This is a genomic window from Streptomyces sp. NBC_00344 (assembly GCF_036088315.1).
GTDB lineage: Bacteria > Actinomycetota > Actinomycetes > Streptomycetales > Streptomycetaceae > Streptomyces.
Genome location: NZ_CP107996.1, coordinates 625,915 through 643,079, shown reverse-complemented (window position 1 = coordinate 643,079; position 17,165 = coordinate 625,915). Strand labels below are relative to the sequence as shown.

The following is a 17,165-nucleotide window of genomic DNA, read 5'->3' as shown; positions in this document are numbered from 1 at the left end:
CCCGGCCCCGACCCGGTACCGGAACCGGAGCCGCAGCCGGGTCCCGCGTTCGGCCGCTGACCCGCGGCGCAGGACCGGGCCGTGGGCCGGGGCCGCGCCGGGACCGCGCGGCCCCGGCGCGGGCGGTCAGCCCGTACCGGTCTCCGAGCGGTCGCCGCCCCAGAGGGTGTGGAACGATCCCTCGCGGTCGGTGCGACGGTAGGTGTGCGCCCCGAAGAAGTCGCGCTGCCCCTGAGTGAGCGCGGCGGGCAGCCGCTCGGCGCGCAGCGCGTCGTAGTACGCCAGAGCCGCCGAGAAGCCCGGTGTCGGGACGCCCTGGCGCGCCGCGGCAGCGACCACCGCGCGCCAGTCGTCCTGCGCCCCGCCGATCTCCGACGCGAACTTGTTGTCGGAGAGCAGGCTCGCCAGCTCGGGATCGGCGTCGTAGGCCTCACGGATCCGGTCGAGGAAGGCGGCCCGGATGATGCAGCCTGCCCGCCAGATCGAAGCCACCGCGCCCAGGTCGATGTTCCAGTCGTACTTCTCGCTCCCCGCGGTGATCTGGTGGAAGCCCTGCGTGTAGGAAACGATCTTGGACGCGTACAGCGCCTGCTCCACCTGGTCGGCGAAGCGCGAGGCATCAGCTTCGCTCAGCGGCTCCGTGGTGGGGCCCGGCAGCCCGCGCGATGCCTTGCGCAGTTCGGCGTGGCCGGACAGGGAGCGGGCGAACACTGCTTCCGCGATACCGGAGACGGGGACCCCCAGATCGAGTGCGATCTGCACGGTCCAGCGACCGGTGCCCTTCTGCTCGGCTTCGTCAGCGACGACGTCGACGAAGGGCTTTCCGGTCGCCGCGTCCTTGTGGGCGAGCACTTCCGCGGTGATCTCGATCAGATACGAGTCGAGTCGCCCGGTGTTCCAGCTGCGGAACGTGTCGGCGATCTTCTCCGGTGTGTAGCCGGCGACGGCGCGCAGCAGGTGGTACGCCTCGGCGATCAGCTGCATGTCGGCGTACTCGATGCCGTTGTGCACCATCTTGACGAAGTGTCCGGCACCATCGCGACCGATATGGGTCGTGCACGGCGTGCCGTCCGCGGCCTTGGCTGCGATCTTCTCCAGCAGCGGTCCCAGCGACTCGTAGGACTCGGCTGAACCTCCCGGCATGATGCTCGGCCCGTGCAGCGCGCCCTCCTCGCCGCCGGAGATGCCGGTGCCGACGAAATGGATGCCCTGCTCACGCAGGTCCTTCTCGCGGCGCCGGGTGTCCTCGAAATGGGCGTTGCCGCCGTCGATGATGACATCGCCCTCTTCGAGGAGCGGGGCGAACTCCTTGATCACGGCATCGGTCGGCTCGCCCGCCTTCACCATGATCACCAGTCGGCGGGGGCGCTCCAGGGCTGCGACGAAGTCCTTGGCGGCCTCGGTCGGTACGAAGATGCCTTCCTCGCCGAACTCGTCCACCAGGGCGTGCGTCTTGGACGCCGTGCGGTTGTGCAGCGCGACGGTGAACCCATGGCGCGCGAAGTTACGCGCGAGGTTGCGGCCCATGACCGCGAGTCCCGTGACGCCGATCTGTGCTGTGCCCTGGTGCCCTGTCGTGCCTGGCATGCGGTATCCCACTCCTGTCGCTTGCATGGAGGACGTGCGCGAAGTGTGTGTCACGGGCCCCTGGACTCCTGCTCCATGGCCTGTTCCAGGTGCCCGGGCGCCGAGTTCCCATCGTCGCACGGAGTGCCGGTCGCGGCCTGGGTGTGAGGACGACGGCGCCGGGCGTGTCATCGCGGGTACGGCTCCCGGGATGCCGTGGGCGCGGGTGGTCCCCGACAGGCGACCGGAGCGGGCGGAGCCCCGGATCCCGGACGATGCCGGGGTCCGGGGCTCCGCAGCCGGACCGGCCGCCGTGCCGGTCAGCTGCCGGCCGCGTTGAGGAGGTCGAGGACGCTCTGCTGGCACCCGTAGTCGGTGCTGCCGTTGCCCCCGCTCCAGTGCGGGCCGTACTGGTCGAGAGCATTGCGGTCGTGGACGTATGCGCTGTCCGCCCAGCGGCGCAGGGTCCCGGCATAAGGGTGGTCGGTCAACTGACCGTTCAGCTTGCCGAGTCCGCGGATATAGGCGCCCTTGAACGATGGGCCGTCGCCTGTGCAGCTGTCGCCTTCTCCGGGCTCACGCAGCACGCTGTCGGTCTCGAGCGCGGTGCTGGAGGCGCCGGCCAGGGTGCGCGCGGTCGACAGCAGAGAGGCGTCCCCGTCCGCCCGGTACAGCTCGGTAAGCCCGCCCAGTACCACTCCCTGGTTGTACGTCCAGGCGGTCTGGCCGTTGTTGCCGCAGGAGTCGTCGAGACCGTCGTTGATCATGTGAGCGCTGTTGATCATGCCGCTGTTCCGGAACCAGTTCCACTCGTTGCGGGCCCGGTCCAGATAGGTGGTGTCACCGGGGATGCGGTTGTGCAGGGCGGCGGTGAGCTGGAGGAAGAGTTCGTTGGTGATGGCGTTCTTGTACGTGCCGCTCTGGTTCCACTTGACTCCGCCGCCACAGGTGCTGGTCCAGTAGGCGAACATGTGGTCCGCGTCGGCTCGTGCGGTGCTGAGATAGCGGCTGTCGCCGGTCATGTCGTAGGCGTCCACCCACGCGAGACCCCACCAGCCCGTGTCGTCGAGGTATTCGTTGGTGAAGTTGCCTCCCTGGGCGCTGATGTTCTTGTCGTACGTCTGGGAGATGGCGTAGGTGTAGCTGCCCATACCGCTGACCCGGGCGTTGTCGATGACGGCGGTCAGCGCGTTGGCACCGGTCCACCAGCCGTTTCCCCCGAAGAGCTTGGTGCCGCGGTCGAACGACATCATCAGGGCGGTGGCCGCGGCCGTTCGCCGGTCGCCCGCGTTCCAGGTGGTGCGGGCCCACGCGGTACAGGCGATGCTGCCGCCGGCCGCCTTGCCGCAGGCGCGCAGTGAGCCCACGCCCAGAGTGTTCCAGTCGTCGACGTTGAACATCTGGCTGCGCCAGCCACTGTGCCCGGCAGGCACCGTGGTGTCGCCCAGTCTGCTGCCCGCCGACCAGGTCCTGCCCCCGTCCATGGAACGGTCCAGCCACACTTCGTCGCCTGCGCCGCCGTTGTCGATGGACGCCCAGCCCATCGCGTCGGTGTCGTCGAAATGCAGGGCGATCGAGCGCGAGGACAGCGAGGTGGTGACGGGAATCCTGTCCTGGGTACTCAGTCCGGGATCCCGGGCGTCGCAGTACTTGTTGCAGACGGCTGCGTCGATTGCCGCCGGGGGTGCCGCCGATGCCGGCGGATTCCAGACCATCAGGAGAGACAACGTTGTCAGGAGGGAGAAGAGCGCGGTGGAAGCAGATTTGATTCGCTTCATGGGGGCTCCCGAGACTATCCGGAGACTGAAGGGATGGCACTGCGGTAACGGAGAGCGCTTCCCGAAACTAATCATTGGTCGTGCTCACGTCAATGCAATCGACGGCGGTCGTGACCGTGGCCGTCCGATAGGGGACGGTATCGCTCCGGCCGACCCCGGATCTCGCTCTCCGGCGGGCCGAAAGGAGGCGGCTGTCGACCGGGACGGTTCGAAAGGTGAACCCAACTCTCCTACGGCAACAGTCTGTTCGTCGACTATTGACTCCCGCTCGCGCGCGGCGTAACACTGTGACCGCTTCGGAGAGCGCTCTCCCATGGTGTGCCGAGTTCCTCCCCCGTCCCACACAGAGCCGCATGGAGGTCCGTATGGTCCGCAGATCCACCTTCTTCTCCGGCCTGATGGTGGCCGCAGCCCTCGCCCTGACCGGCACGGGGCTCACTGCCATCGGCGCCGCAGCCAGCCCCGACTCCGGGAGCGCGCCGTCCTCGGCGGCTCACACCGGCCATCAGGCCATGAACATGGCCGCCTCGACCGTCGCGTCGGGCGACGATCCGGACGGAGACGGTTACATCTTGGCCGACCCGCCGGTCACCGGGGTCACGCCGTCCACCTTCGACCCGCCGCACGCGTACTTCCACGAGTTCCAGGCGAAGTGCGCGGTGACGCACACCGCGCCGGACGACCCGGTCGTCTATCCCGGGCAGCCCGGCAAGTCCCATGACCACACCTTCATGGGAAACACCTCCACGAACGCCAACACCACCACCGCTTCACTGCAGCAGGGCGGCACCGCCTGTCTCGCGGTCGGTGACAAGTCCGGCTACTGGATGCCGAGTCTCTACAAGGGGGACCAGAAGATCCTTCCGGTCGGCCCGCAGACGATCTACTACAAGACGGGGGTGAACGACTACACCAGCGTCCGCCCCTTCCCCAAGGGTCTGCGGTTCGTGGTGGGCAGCCCGATGCAGTCCGAGGACGAGTTCAAGAACCTCAAGGGCACGGTCGAGGGCTGGGAGTGCGGGGAGTCGTATCACAACTTCGAATTCCCGGCGAGCTGCCCGACCAGTCAGGACACCCAGCTCAACATCCGTCTCCAGGCCCCGAGTTGCTGGGACGGCATCCATCTGGACGTGCCCGACCACCACAGCCACATGGCCTACCCGGTGGCGACGGGCGCCAACCAGAACGTCTGCCCGGCCGACCACCCGGTGGCGGTGCCGATGATCGAGTTCAAGATGGCCTGGCCGGTCAACGGCGACATGTCGCAGGTGAAGCTGGCCAGCGGGCTGGGCCACAGCTTCCACTACGACTTCTTCAACGGCTGGGACGCGCCGACCCTCCAGGCCATGGTCACCCACTGCATCACCGGCGGCCTGCAGTGCGATGCCCGCGGCTACGACCAGGCGCACCCGGAGCGGGGCGCCGCGCTCAACGACAAGTACCAACTGCCATAAAACGTCGGGGCGGTGAGGGAGGGCGCTCGCTCACCGCCCCGACTCCGCCGGTACCGGCCATGCCAGTGGCGGCAGCGCGGCACCAGGCGGGGGTTCTCAGCTCTGCGGGCCCGGCGGGCACGCCCGGGTCCGCAGCTCCGCGTGCCGCGTCGTCTTCCACCCCGCCGGCGGCGCGGCACCTCCCGGGCCCAACGGGCCCGAACCGGCGCGTCCTCACCGAAACGCACTCTCCAGCGGGGTGCGCGTCCGTACGGCCAGCTCCGCGCACAGCGGCAGATCGCCGGCCGACCGTCCGGCGTGCACGGTGAAGACACCCGCTTCGGTGCGCCAGCCGTGTTCCTCCACCGACCAGTGGCGCAGAGCCGTTCCGGAGATCCGGACGACAGCCTCCGCGCTTTCGCCCGGGCGCGCATGGACGGCAGCATGGCCCGCGAGCCAGCGCACGGGACGTTCCACGGAGGTGTCCTCGCGCGCGAGATAGACCTGTACGACCTCGCGCCCCGCGCGCGCGCCGGTGTTGCGGACGCGTACCCGTACGTCGAACGTGTCCTCGCCGCCGAGTGTGTCGGGCGCGGTCAGCTGCTCGTACTTCCAGCTGGTGTACCCCAGACCGTGGCCGAACCAGTACGCGGGAGCCTGCGAAGCTCGCAGCCAGGCGCGATAGCCGATGTGCAGGCCCTCGGAATACCGCAGGGCGCCGTCGGCCGGGGCCGTGTTCAGTACGGGAACGTCGTCCTGCTGTGCGGGCCAGGTGGTGGGCAGCCGGCCCCCGGGCTCCGAGCGTCCGAAGAGGACGTCGGCGAGACCGTGGCCCGCCTCCTGCCCGGGGAACCAGCCGATCAGCAGCGCCGCCACCTCGTCGCGCCATGGGAGGGCGACCGGGCCGCCGGAGTTCACCACCACCACCGTCCTCGCGTTGGCGGAGGCCACCGCCCGCACCAGCTCGTCCTGTCCGCCCGGTAGCGAGAGCGAGACCCGGTCGCTGCCCTCCGACTCGGTCTGCTCCGTCGTGCCGACGATCAGCACCACGGCATCCGCGGCGCGTGCGGCCGAAACCGCTTCCGCCAGTGCCGCTTCGGCCGACCCGGGGGGAGGGGCGGCGGCGAGGATGGTGGCGATACCGGTGTCGGGTGCCAGCCCCCGGCGTGCCACGATCTCGGTCTCGTACCCCGCGGTGAGTGCGGCCCTGGCGCAGCGATACGGGGGCGAGACATGGATATGGGTGGGGTCGTCCGTGTCGCGGGTGAACTCCTCGTCGAGCACGGTGCGGCCGTCCACGGTCAGGGAGATCAGCCCGAAGCCGCCTACGGCGAGGGTCCATTCGCCGGTCGTGTCGGGCCGCATCAGGGCACGGATCTCCACGGTGGCCGCACCCTCCACCCTGGCCGGCTCCACGATGCGTCCGGAAAGCCGGTGCTCCGCGTGGAGTTCGGCGCCCTGAGCGTCCAGCACCCTTACCAGCACGCCCGGTTCGCCGCTGCGCGGGTCGCGGGTCGTCTCGCGGCGCAGCGGCGCGGGCCGTCGTTGCGGTGGCAGGCCGGGTACGTGGAGTACGCGCGCCGTGTGGCGCACCTGCTCCTGGATTCCTTCCAGCGGGGATACGAAGGATTCGGGGAAGACCTCGGCGCTGCCACCGCCCTGGATCCGGGGGTGTGCCGCCCGCGGGCCGATGACGGCGACCGTGCGCAGTTGTCCGGCGGCGAGCGGCAGCAGTTGTCCGGCATTGCGCACCAGTACGGTGCCTGCGGAGGCGGCCCTGCGCAGCAGGGCACGGTGGCGCGTCTCGGGCACCACGGGGCGCCACACCGGGGCATGCGTGCCGAGCGCCCCGATCCGGTCGGCCAGCCGCAGGAGCCGGCGTACCTTGTCGTCCACCGCGGATTCCGCGACCGCCCCCGCGCGTAGGGCTTCCAGCAGTGCGTCCCCCCATGCTCCGTCGGGGCCCGGCATGGCGAGATCCTGGGCGGCCCGCGCGGTCTCCGCCGTGGATCGCACGGCGCCCCAGTCCGAGACGACGACCCCGTCGAACGCCCACTCGCCCTTCAACGGCTCGGCGAGCAGCGGATGTGCCGACATGGTCGTGCCGTTCACGGCGTTGTAGGCCGACATCACGGCCTGGACGCCGGCTTTGACCGCGGCCTCGAAGGGAGCGAGGTAGACCTCCCGTAGCGCTTGCTCGCCGACCCTCACATCGACCGTGAGCCGGTCCGTCTCGGCATCGTTGGCCACGAAGTGCTTGGCGGTCGCGGCGACTCCGCCGGCCTGGATGCCATGGATCATCGCGACGCCGATGCGGGCGGTGAGCAGTGGATCCTCGGAGTAGCACTCGAAGTGCCGGCCGCCGAGCGGCGTGCGGTGCAGATTGAGTGTGGGCGCGAGAAGAACGCCGACACCCTTGCGCCGGGCCTCGGATGCGAGCAACCCGCCCATCTCCCGCACCAGTTGCTCGTCCCAGGTGGCGGCGAGCGCCGTGGGGGAGGGCAGGACGAGCGAGGTCTCCCGTTCGTCCCACGATTCTCCGCGCACGCCGACTGGCCCGTCCGATGTCACCATCGAGCGCAGTCCTATCGCTGGTTCCGCGTGGGTGCGCCATCCGGATGCGCCGGTCAGCAGGCGCACCTTGCGATCCAGGCCCAGCGATGCGACCAGGGTGTCCAGTTCTTCGTCCGTCATGACGGCCCCTCCGCGCCCACCCCTCGGAGAGCGCTCTCCCGTATCGGCTGCAAGGGTACGGTGAACCCGCGCTCTTGTCATTCCCCCTACGGCGGCCGTACTTTTGCGCCCTGCGACATGTCGTACCCGCGAGTGGGGGAGCCGAGTATGGCCGCATCCGGTCGTCATCGCCGTTATCAGCCCAGCAGAATCAACCGAGCGTCCCTGACGGTGACGGCCGGAGGGGCGGGGATCGCGCTGCCGCTGCTCACCGCCGGGTCGGCGGGAGCTGCTTCGGTGGACGTCTGGGACAAGGTCGCCCGGTGCGAGTCCTCCAGCAACTGGAAGATCAACACCGGCAACGGCTATTACGGCGGGCTGCAGTTCAGCCGGACCACCTGGCAGGCGTACGGCGGCGCCGCCTACGCGCCGCGTGCCGATCTGGCGAGCAGGCGGCAGCAGATAGCGGTCGCCGAGAAGGTGCTCCACGCGCAGGGCCCCACCGCCTGGCCGGTCTGTTCGGCGCGCGCCGGGCTCACCAGGGACGGCGCGCCGCCCAGGATCGTCGTCGAGTCGAAGAGCGTCACCAGGGCCGGGACGGAGACCGCCGGACCACAGCCCGGGCACGGCACCGGGCACAGTTCTGGGCACAGTTCCGGGGTAGCGGAAGCCGCCCGGACCGCGGTGCCGCCGAAGAAGCCGGCTCCCTCCCGCACCGGGGTGTACATCGTCGTCAGTGGTGACTCACTGTCCGGCATCGCAGAGTCCGAGGAGGTCACAGGCGGGTGGCACCGGCTCTACGCCGACAACCGCGACGTGCTCGGCAGCGACCCCGATCTGATCTTCCCCGGGCAGCGGCTGGACCTGAGCGGGCCGCGGTTACCGGAAAAGAAGGCGGCCGGAAAGCCGCGCGGTACCGGAACCGAGCCGACCGGAGTCGGAGCCGAGCGCCACAAGGTCAGAGCCGAGACCACCAAGGCCAGGTCCGCCGCGCCGCGGAAACACCGCCCGGCCACCGACCGGATCGCTCTCACCGCCCCGGTGAACGTCCACCACAGCACCCCGTACCGCGCGTCGGGGAGCTCCTGGTCCAGTGGGCACCACACCGGCATCGACTTCCCGGTCCCCACGGGTACCTCGGTGAGGGCGGTGGCCGCAGGCCATGTGGTCTCCGCCGGATGGGGAGGCGCCTACGGCTACCAGGTCGTCATCCGGCACTCCGACGGCAAGTACAGCCAGTACGCTCACCTGTCCGCCCTCAGTGTCCGGGCCGGCCAGAACGTCGGCGAAGGCCAGCGGATCGCCCGCTCGGGGTCGACCGGTAACGCCACGGGCCCGCACCTCCACTTCGAGGTGCGGACGGGTCCCGCCTACGGCTCGGACATTGATCCGCTGGCTTACCTCAAGGCAGGCGGCGTGGCCGTCTGATCCCTTCTCTTGGCCGGAGTGGCCCCGGTGAACCGTTCCACCGACGGCGCGCCGTACGGTGCGGCCACCGGTGGCCGCGGTGCCGGCTGAGGCTGCCGCACGGCCGGTGACTGCGACGTGGAAGCGGCCAGCCGCTCCGTGGTCAGCAGAATCAGCCCGCCCGCGGCGATCGCACCGCAGAAGAGGGCGAGAACGGTGCCCAGCGCGCCGTAGCGGAAATGCTCGCCGAAGAGCGTGATCCCGATGGCCGCGGCCAGTACCGGATTGACGACCGTGACCGTCGCGAGCGGCGCGGCCAGACCGGCACCGCGGTAGGACGCCTGGGAGAGCAGTATTCCGATCGCGGCGAGACCGGCTATCACCAGCAGGCTCGGCCACTCCGCGGTCGGTGTGCGGGACGTCCAGTCCACTGCGACGGTCTTGGTGAACACCGATGCCGTACCGAACGCCACCCCGGCGGAGGCCGCCAGGATCACGCTGCGTACAACCGGCCGGCGCACTCTGTGCGCGGCCAGGAAAAGGACGGCGAGGCCGCCGAACGTCGCCAGCGCCAGCACGGCCCGCTCACCGCCGGGGAGCGACGAGCTGTCCGCGCTGCCGGTCAGGGAGAGCAGTCCGGCGAGCCCGACAGTGGCCATGATCGCGCCGCGCCATGCGGCGCCGCCCGCCCGGCGCCGGACGAACACGGCGGCCATCGGGAGCGCGAACACGATGGTCAGGGCGCCCAGTGGCTGCACCAGGCTCAGCGGACCGTACGCGAGTGCCCCGACGTGCAGCGCGGCGCCGAAACCGTTCAGCGTCATCGCGACCCACCATCCGGCGTGGCGCAGCGGCGCATAGGGCCGCCCCGGGCTGTCCGATGCCACGCGTTCCTGCATGATCGCCCCGGCCGCGTAGGCGACCGCGGAGATCAGCGACAGGATCACGGACAGCGCGAGGGCACTCATGTTCTCAACGATCTCTCTTTCCGGCCGAGAAGTCGTCGTCCTCAAGCACCGACTTGTGCGTACTACCAGAGCAGTACGGCAGTCCACCGGAAGTCGTCCTCCCGGTGGTGGACCAGGTCAGCACGGATGGATCCCACGTCAGCGCCCGGGGATGGGCCGCGCCGTGCCGCCCGCGTGTGTGCAGCGGTCTTCCCCGCCGGAGGCATGTGCGTGACCATCTAGGGGCAGTCGGTGATGGACGGCATACGGATGGTGAGGGGGACCGTCATGAGAGTGGGCCTGCTCACCCGCGAGTATCCGCCGGACGTCTACGGCGGCGCCGGCGTCCACGTGGAATTCCTCGCCCGGGAGTTACGGGCGCTCACCGACCTCGAGGTGCACTCCTGGGGCGAAGGGGCGGAGGCGGGTCTGACCCGCCACCGGGCCGCCCCGGCGCTGGACGGCGCCAACGACGCACTGCGCACCCTCTCCGTCGACCTTTCCTTCACCGCCGCGGTCAAGGACTGCGAGCTGGTGCACTCGCACACCTGGTACACCAACCTGGCCGGTCATCTGGCGAAGCTGCTGTACGGAATCCCGCACGTGATGACCGCGCACTCCCTCGAGCCGCTACGCCCCTGGAAGGCCGAACAGCTCGGCGGCGGGTATGCGCTCTCCAGCTGGGCCGAACGCACCGCGGCCGAGTCGGCCGACGCGGTCATCGCGGTCTCCCGCGGCATGCGGGCCGACATCCTCTCGTGCTATCCCGCTCTGGACCCGGACGCGGTGCACGTCGTGCACAACGGCATCGACACCGGGCTGTACCGGCCGGTGTCGGGCACGGATGTGCTTGAGCGGTTCGGCATCGACCCGGACCGCCCCATGGTGCTGTTCGTGGGACGCATCACCCGTCAGAAGGGTGTCCCCCATCTGTTGCGGGCGGCTCACCGGCTGACCCCCGGAGCGCAGCTGGTGCTCTGTGCCGGAGCCCCCGACACACCGGCGATCGAGCGGGAGTTCCGCGATCTGGTCGACGATCTCCGCACCGCCCGCGACGGTGTGCACTGGATCCCTGAGATGTTGCCGCGCCCCGATGTGATCCAACTGCTCAGCCGGGCGGACGTGTTCGTGTGTCCGTCGGTGTACGAGCCGCTGGGCATCGTCAATCTGGAGGCGATGGCATGCGGCACCGCAGTTGTCGCATCGGCCGTCGGCGGTATCCCGGAGGTCGTCTCGGACGGGGCGACAGGACTGCTCGTGCCGTACGAGGGGGGCGACCCGGCAGGCTTCGTGGCCGGGCTCGCCGCGGCCCTGAACCGGGTGCTGACCGACCGGGGGCTCTCGGCCCGGATGGGGGCGGCCGGCCGGGAGCGTGCGGTGCGTGAGTTCGGCTGGGAGCAGGTGGCCCGGCGCACCGTCGAGGTGTACGAATCGCTCGCGAAGGCGAGTGGGAACAGGTAGAGGCGCGTTGGATCAAACAGGGGAGCGGCCATGCGCGTTGGACCTTCGGTACTCGGGATCGTACTGGCCGGCGGGGAGGGCAAGCGGCTGATGCCGCTCACCGCCGATCGCGCCAAACCAGCGGTGACGTTCGGCGGCACCTACCGTCTGGTCGACTTCGTTCTTTCGAACCTCGTCAATGCCGGCATCCTGCGCAACTGCGTGCTCACCCAGTACAAGTCACACTCGCTCGACCGTCATGTGACCACCACCTGGCGGATGTCGAGTCTGCTCGGAAACTACGTCACACCGGTCCCCGCCCAGCAACGTCTGGGACCGCGCTGGTATCTGGGCAGTGCGGACGCGATCCTGCAGTCGCTCAATCTCGTGCATGACGAACAGCCCGACTACATAGCGGTGTTCGGTGCGGACCATGTCTACCGGATGGATCCGCGTCAGATGCTGGAACGCCATATGGACAGCGGGGCCGGGGTGACCGTCGCCGGGATCAAGGTGCCTCGCGCCGAGGCGTCGTCGTTCGGGATCATCACCCCCGCGTCGGACGGGACACGGGTGGAGCGCTTCCTGGAGAAGCCGGCGGATCCGCCCGGTCTGCCGGGCGACCGGAACCGGGTGTTCGCCTCAATGGGCAACTACCTCTTCAGCACCAAGGTTCTGGTCGACGCCCTGCGACAGGACTCGGAGGACGTGTCGTCGGTGCACGACATGGGCGGCTCGATCCTTCCCATGCTCACCGAGCGCGGAGTGGCACAGCTCTACGACTTCGACGAGAACCACGTACCGGGCGAGACACCACGCGATCACGGCTACTGGCGCGACGTGGGAACCCTCGACGCGTACTACGACGCCCATATGGATCTGATCTCCGAGCAGCCGGTCTTCAATCTCGACAACCGGCGCTGGCCCATCTACACGCACCCCGGCCAGCTGCCCGCGGCCCGGTTCGTGGCCGGCGGCATCGCGGGGGAGTCCATCGTCAGCGCGGGATGCGTCATCCGCGGCCAGGTCACCCGGTCGGTGCTCTCACCGGGTGTCGTTGTCGAAGAAGGCGCAGTCGTCCAGGGCTCGGTGCTGCACGACAACGTAAGGGTCGGTCGGGGCGCGGTGGTCAGAGGCTCCATCCTCGACAAGAACGTGGACGTCCCGCCCGGGGCGACGATCGGCGTCAACCCCGAGCGGGACCGGGAGCTCTACACGGTTTCGGACAACGGTGTCATAGCCCTGGGCAAGGGCCGGCAGGTCTCATAGCATCCGGCGGCGCCGCCCCAGCCAGGTCTGCGCGATGACCACGACGGCCAGGAAGGCGCCGCTGACCACCTGCTGGTACGCGGAGTCCAGCGAGCCGATCTGGTTGATGACGTTCTGGATGACCTTCAGCAGCAGCACACCCACCAGCGAGCCGCTGATGAAGCCGAATCCGCCGGTGAGCAGAGTGCCTCCGATGACCACGGCGGAGATCGCCTCCAACTCCATGCCGGAGCCGAGAATGGTCACCCCGGAGACCAGCCAGGCCGCGTTGAGCGCCCCCGCCAGCCCCGCGCACACCCCGGAGAGCGCATAGACGGAGGTTTTGGTGCGGGCCACCGGGGCGCCCATCAGCGCTGCCGCGTCCTCGTTCCCGCCGACCGCGTACACATACTGGCCGAACCTGCTGCGGCGCAGCACCACCGCGCCGATCACGAACAGCGCGACGGTGATCCAGACGGGCACCCCGACACCCAGCAGTTCGTCCTGGCCGAGCTTGGCGAAGAACGACTTGTCGTCGACGAGGTAGGTCGTCGCGCCCTCGTCGGTGATGGCCAGCAGGATGCCCCGCGCGGCGAGCAGCGATGCGAGGGTCACGATGAAGGGCGCCAGCCGTGCCCTGGCGATGAGCAATCCGTTGACCAGCCCGATCAGCCCGCACACCACGAGCGGAAGCAGCAGCGCGACCAGTGTTCCGTACTTCGATCCCCAGGCGGCGAGCACACCGCCCAGGGCGAAGAGCGAGCCGACCGAGAGGTCTATGCCCCCGGTGATGATCACGAAGGTCATGCCCAGGGCGACCACGGCGAGGAAGGCCGACGAGACGGCCATGTTGCTGAGATTGTCCCCGGTGAGGAAGGTGTCGAAGCTCAGTGACGCCGCGATCACCGCCACAACAAGGGTGACGAGCGCGCCGTGCTGCTGCGCGAGCGCGCTGATCCGCTCCGTCCGGGTGGAACCGAGAGGCTCCTCCCCGACGGGCGTCGGTCCGGTCTCGATGGACTGCACGGCGGTCACCGCTTCCCCCGTTCCCGTGCCGCGTACACCGCGAGCACGATCACCACGGCCTGGGCGATCTGCGTCCAGGACGGAGGCAGATCGTGCTTGATGAGCGTGGCGGTGAGCAGCTGGATGAGGACGGCGCCCGCCACGGTGCCGCCGATCCGGATCCGGCCGCCGCTCAGCGGCGTACCGCCGACGACCACGGCGGTGATGGCGGACAGCTCCATCAGATTGCCGAGCGATGTGGGGTCACTGGCCTGCAGCCGCGCCGATGCGAGTACACCGGCGATCGCGGCGAGCACACCCGAGCACACATACACCAGGATCAGTACCCGGCGTACCGGAAGCCCCGCCAGCTGAGCGGCGGGCCGGCTGTCACCGATGGCGAGCAACTGCCTGCCGAACGTGGTGCGCCGTACCAGGAAGGCGACGACCACCGCGAGTGCCGCCGCGATCAGTACCAGATAGGGGATGCCCAGCAGATCCCCCGAGCCGAGTGACGCCATGCCCGGATCTCGGATGTCCTTGAGCTGGGGGAGGAACACCAGGGCGAGACCGCGGCCCGCGACCATCAACGCGAGTGTCGCGACAATGGGCTGGACGCCTATGAAGGCGATCAGCGAGCCGTTGGCCACGCCGATCACGATGCCGCCGATCACCGCGGTGACCAGCGCGACCCACACGCCGTATCCGAGATACAGCGAGATGAGCGAGGTGGAGAGCGCCATCACCGAGCCGACGGAGAGGTCGACGCCCTCGCTGCCGATCGCGAGTGCCATGCCGAGTGCCACGATGAGGACCGGGGCCACCTGCACGGCCTGCGTGCGGAAATTCTCCGTGGAGAGAAAGTGGGGGGTGAAGGCGATGTTGGCGAGGATCAGTACGGCCACGCCGGCGTACACCCCGTACTCCTGGAGGAGCCCGAGTATCCGGTCGCGGTCGGCGCTTGTACGTCTGAGCGCCAGGTCAGTCATGGTCCCCGCCCTTCGCGGCGATCGCGTGCAACAACTGCTCGCCGGTGACGTCGTCGCCGGCGAGCTCCGCGACGACGGCGCCGTCCCTCAGGACGACGACCCGGTCGGAGCCCTCGATCAGTTCCTCCATGTCGGAGGAGATCAGCAGGACGCCGAGCCCGTCGTCGGCGAGTTCGTCGATCAGTTTCTGGACCTCGGCCTTGGCGCCGACGTCGATGCCCCGGGTCGGCTCGTCCAGCAGCAGCACCTTGGGCTGCATGGCGAGCCAGCGGGCGAGCAGCACCTTCTGCTGGTTGCCTCCGGAGAGTTCGCCTACCTTCTGGTGCGGGCCCGAGGCCTTGATCCGGAGACGGGTCATGAAGGTCTCCACGATGCGGTCGATGCGCTTCTCGTCGACCAGTCCGAAGCGCGAGAGGCCGGGCAGCGCGGCGAGGGCGATGTTCTCCCGCACCGAGAGGCCCGGCACGATGCCCTCCGCCTTCCGGTCCTCGGGCAGCAGACTGATGCCGGCTCTGATGGCGGCCGGCGTCGATCCGGTGCGGACCGTGGCGCCGGCGACGAGCACATCTCCCGAGTCGGGCGGCATCGCTCCGGCGATGGCCTTGGCGGTCTCGCTGCGGCCCGAACCGAGCAGACCGCCGAGTCCTACCACCTCGCCGGGCCTGATGGAGAGAGACACCGAGTCCAGCGTGTGACGGATCGACAGCTTGTGTGCCGTGAGAACCGGTTCACCCGCGGCCTCATGGCTGCCGGTGAACTTGGTGAGGCCTTCGCTGCGCACCTCGCCCATCTCGCGGCCGAGCATCATCGAGACCAGACGCAGCCGTTCGAGCTCCGCGATCCGCCCCGTGTGCACGACCTTGCCGTCCCGCAGCACGGTGACCGTGTCGCAGACCTCGTAGAGCTCCTCCAGCCGGTGGCTGACATAGATCACCGCGATACCGCGCTCACGCAGCATCCGGATCACGCCGAACAGCGTGCTCACTTCGCGTGGTTCGAGGGAGGACGTCGGCTCGTCCATGATGACCACCCGGGCGTCCACCGAGACCGCCCGGGCGAGCGCCACCATCTGCTGGGTGCCGATGCCGAGCGAGCGCAGCGGGCGCCGCACGTCGACGCGTACGCCGAGGGAGCGGAGCGCTTCGTCGGCCTCGCGGTGCATCCGCCTGAAGTCGATGAGGCCGATGCGGTTGCGGGGTTCACGGCCCAGGAAGAGATTGCGGGCCACGCTCATCAGCGGAACCAGGTTCACCTCCTGATAGATGGTGGAGATACCGGCATGCTGTGCGGCCAGCGGGGTGGCGAAGGAGACCGGATCCTGACGGTAGATCAACTCTCCTTCGTCCGCCTGGTAGACGCCGGTCAACACCTTGATCAGGGTGGACTTCCCGGCGCCGTTCTCACCGATCAGGGCGTGGACCTCGCCTGCGTGCACAGCGAGGTCCACTCCGTCGAGCGCTCGGGCACCCGGGAATATCTTGGTCAGACCGGTGACGGACAGCACCGGCGGTTCGGGCGCCCCCATCGTCAGAACGCCTTGTCGATGTCGGTCTTGGCGTTGTCCTTGTTGTACTGGGTGTCCTGGATGATGATGTCCTGCGCGACCTTCTGACCCTTGGTGAAGTTGTCGAGGGTCTCGAAGGCGAGCGGTCCGAAGCGCGGGTTGGACTCCACGACTCCGCTGATCCAGCCGTCCACGATCTCCTGGACGGCGTTGCGGGTTCCGTCCACCGTGACAATCTTGACCGCGCCGGCCTTCTTGCCCGCGCCCTTCAGCGCGTTGACGGCGCCGATGCCCATCTCGTCGTTCTCGGCGTAGAGCCCGGTGATGTCCGGGTTGGACTGGATGAGCTGTTCGGTGACCTGCTGGCCCTTCTCGCGGGCGAAGTCCCCGGTCTGCTCGACGACCACCTTCAGTCCGGGTGCCTTCGCTTTGAGCTCGTCCTTGAAGCCCTTGGTGCGTTCGGTGGTGACGTTGTTCCCCGCGGATCCGAGCAGGATGGCGATCTTGCCCTTGCCGCCGGTGGACTCGATCATCTGGTCGGCCGCCCGCTTGCCCTGCTGGACGAAGTCGGAGCCGATGAAGCTCACGTAGTCCTTGCAGGCCGCAGCGTTGATCTTGCGGTCGACGGTGACGATGGGAATGTGCTTGGCGCCTGCCGAACGCAGCACAGGTCCCCAGCCGTCGGAGTTGAGCGGTGCGATGACCAGCAGGTCCGCGCCCTTGGCGATCAGGTCCTGCACGTCGCTGATCTGCTTGGAGAACTGCGACTGGGCGTTGGCCGTGAGCAGCTTCAGCCCGCGCTTCTTCGCCTCGGCCTTCATGGAGGCGGTCTCGGCGATCCGGAAGGGGTTGGCCTCTTTCTCGGACTGCGAGAAGCCGATGGTCGCGCCCTTGATGTCGAGCTTCTTGCCGCCGAACTGGTCGATGGTGCAGCTCTTCGCATCACCCGCGGTCGGGGTGGCGACGACCTGGCCCGAATCTCCGCTGTCGGATGCGGCGGTCTTGTCCTTCGAGTCCGAGTCCTCGGACTTGGCGCAGCCCGACACGAGCGCGAGGCTTGCGGCGAGACCGGTGGCGAGAATCATTCTTGTGGTCGTACGTCGAAGGAGAGTGGTCGGGTTCATGGCGTCCCCAGATCGGCACAGGCCCGTGGCGTAGGCGCACGGGAGGTGGCT

12 protein-coding genes are annotated in these 17,165 nt (G+C 69.1%); 4 read left to right on the top strand and 8 right to left on the bottom strand.

Translation table 11 applies throughout. From position 1 onward, the window contains the following. Positions 1–126: 126 nt before the first annotated feature. The gene (gene gndA / locus OHS16_RS03035) at positions 127–1,587 is read right to left on the bottom strand and encodes an NADP-dependent phosphogluconate dehydrogenase (protein ID WP_328535581.1); all 1,461 of its coding nucleotides are present in this window, start codon (positions 1,585–1,587) and stop codon (positions 127–129) included. A gap of 299 nt (positions 1,588–1,886) precedes the next feature. After that, positions 1,887–3,281, bottom strand: coding sequence for a glycoside hydrolase family 76 protein (locus OHS16_RS03030; protein ID WP_328540693.1), 1,395 nt, complete (start codon positions 3,279–3,281; stop codon positions 1,887–1,889). Positions 3,282–3,709: 428 nt separating this feature from the next. On the opposite strand from OHS16_RS03030, the gene OHS16_RS03025 reads away from it, so the two are divergent. Next, positions 3,710–4,798 carry a DUF1996 domain-containing protein gene (locus tag OHS16_RS03025; RefSeq protein WP_328535580.1) on the top strand — a complete coding sequence of 363 codons (1,089 nt, stop codon included), beginning with the start codon at positions 3,710–3,712 and terminating at the stop codon, positions 4,796–4,798. A gap of 213 nt (positions 4,799–5,011) precedes the next feature. On the opposite strand, the gene OHS16_RS03020 is transcribed toward OHS16_RS03025, so the two are convergent. Further along, complete coding sequence (locus tag OHS16_RS03020) at positions 5,012–7,471, bottom strand: beta-glucosidase family protein (protein WP_328535579.1); 2,460 nt, start codon at positions 7,469–7,471, stop codon at positions 5,012–5,014. 147 nt (positions 7,472–7,618) lie between these two features. Between OHS16_RS03020 and OHS16_RS03015 the strand changes: the two genes are divergently transcribed. After that, positions 7,619–8,878, top strand: coding sequence for a transglycosylase family protein (locus tag OHS16_RS03015; RefSeq protein ID WP_328535578.1), 1,260 nt, complete (start codon positions 7,619–7,621; stop codon positions 8,876–8,878). Here OHS16_RS03015 and OHS16_RS03010 read toward each other — a convergent pair. Then, positions 8,848–9,825, bottom strand: a complete 978-nt coding sequence (locus OHS16_RS03010; RefSeq protein WP_328535577.1) for a DMT family transporter — start codon at positions 9,823–9,825, stop codon at positions 8,848–8,850. The two genes, OHS16_RS03015 and OHS16_RS03010, sit on opposite strands and share 31 nt — an antisense overlap. A gap of 267 nt (positions 9,826–10,092) precedes the next feature. Here OHS16_RS03010 and glgA point away from each other — a divergent pair, with 267 nt between their 5' ends. Next, complete coding sequence (glgA, locus tag OHS16_RS03005; RefSeq protein WP_328535576.1) at positions 10,093–11,265, top strand: glycogen synthase; 1,173 nt, start codon at positions 10,093–10,095, stop codon at positions 11,263–11,265. 30 nt (positions 11,266–11,295) lie between these two features. Then, positions 11,296–12,513: a glucose-1-phosphate adenylyltransferase gene (gene glgC / locus OHS16_RS03000; RefSeq protein WP_328535575.1), complete on the top strand. Its 1,218-nt coding sequence runs from the start codon at positions 11,296–11,298 to the stop codon at positions 12,511–12,513. On the opposite strand, the gene OHS16_RS02995 is transcribed toward glgC, so the two are convergent. The 4 genes from OHS16_RS02995 to OHS16_RS02980 are packed head-to-tail and all read right to left on the bottom strand — an operon-like array spanning position 12,508 to position 17,114. Next, positions 12,508–13,518 (bottom strand): ABC transporter permease, encoded by a 1,011-nt coding sequence (locus OHS16_RS02995; RefSeq protein ID WP_443042736.1) that lies wholly within the window; start codon positions 13,516–13,518, stop codon positions 12,508–12,510. The genes glgC and OHS16_RS02995 overlap by 6 nt on opposite strands. A gap of 5 nt (positions 13,519–13,523) precedes the next feature. Further along, positions 13,524–14,486, bottom strand: a complete 963-nt coding sequence (locus OHS16_RS02990) for an ABC transporter permease (protein ID WP_328535574.1) — start codon at positions 14,484–14,486, stop codon at positions 13,524–13,526. Further along, on the bottom strand, positions 14,479–16,011 hold the full coding sequence (locus OHS16_RS02985; RefSeq protein ID WP_328535573.1) for a sugar ABC transporter ATP-binding protein: 1,533 nt from the start codon (positions 16,009–16,011) through the stop codon (positions 14,479–14,481). The genes OHS16_RS02990 and OHS16_RS02985 overlap by 8 nt, the downstream gene beginning before the upstream one ends. 2 nt (positions 16,012–16,013) lie before the next feature. After that, complete coding sequence (locus tag OHS16_RS02980; RefSeq protein WP_328535572.1) at positions 16,014–17,114, bottom strand: ABC transporter substrate-binding protein; 1,101 nt, start codon at positions 17,112–17,114, stop codon at positions 16,014–16,016. Between the last annotated feature and the right edge of the window lie 51 nt (positions 17,115–17,165).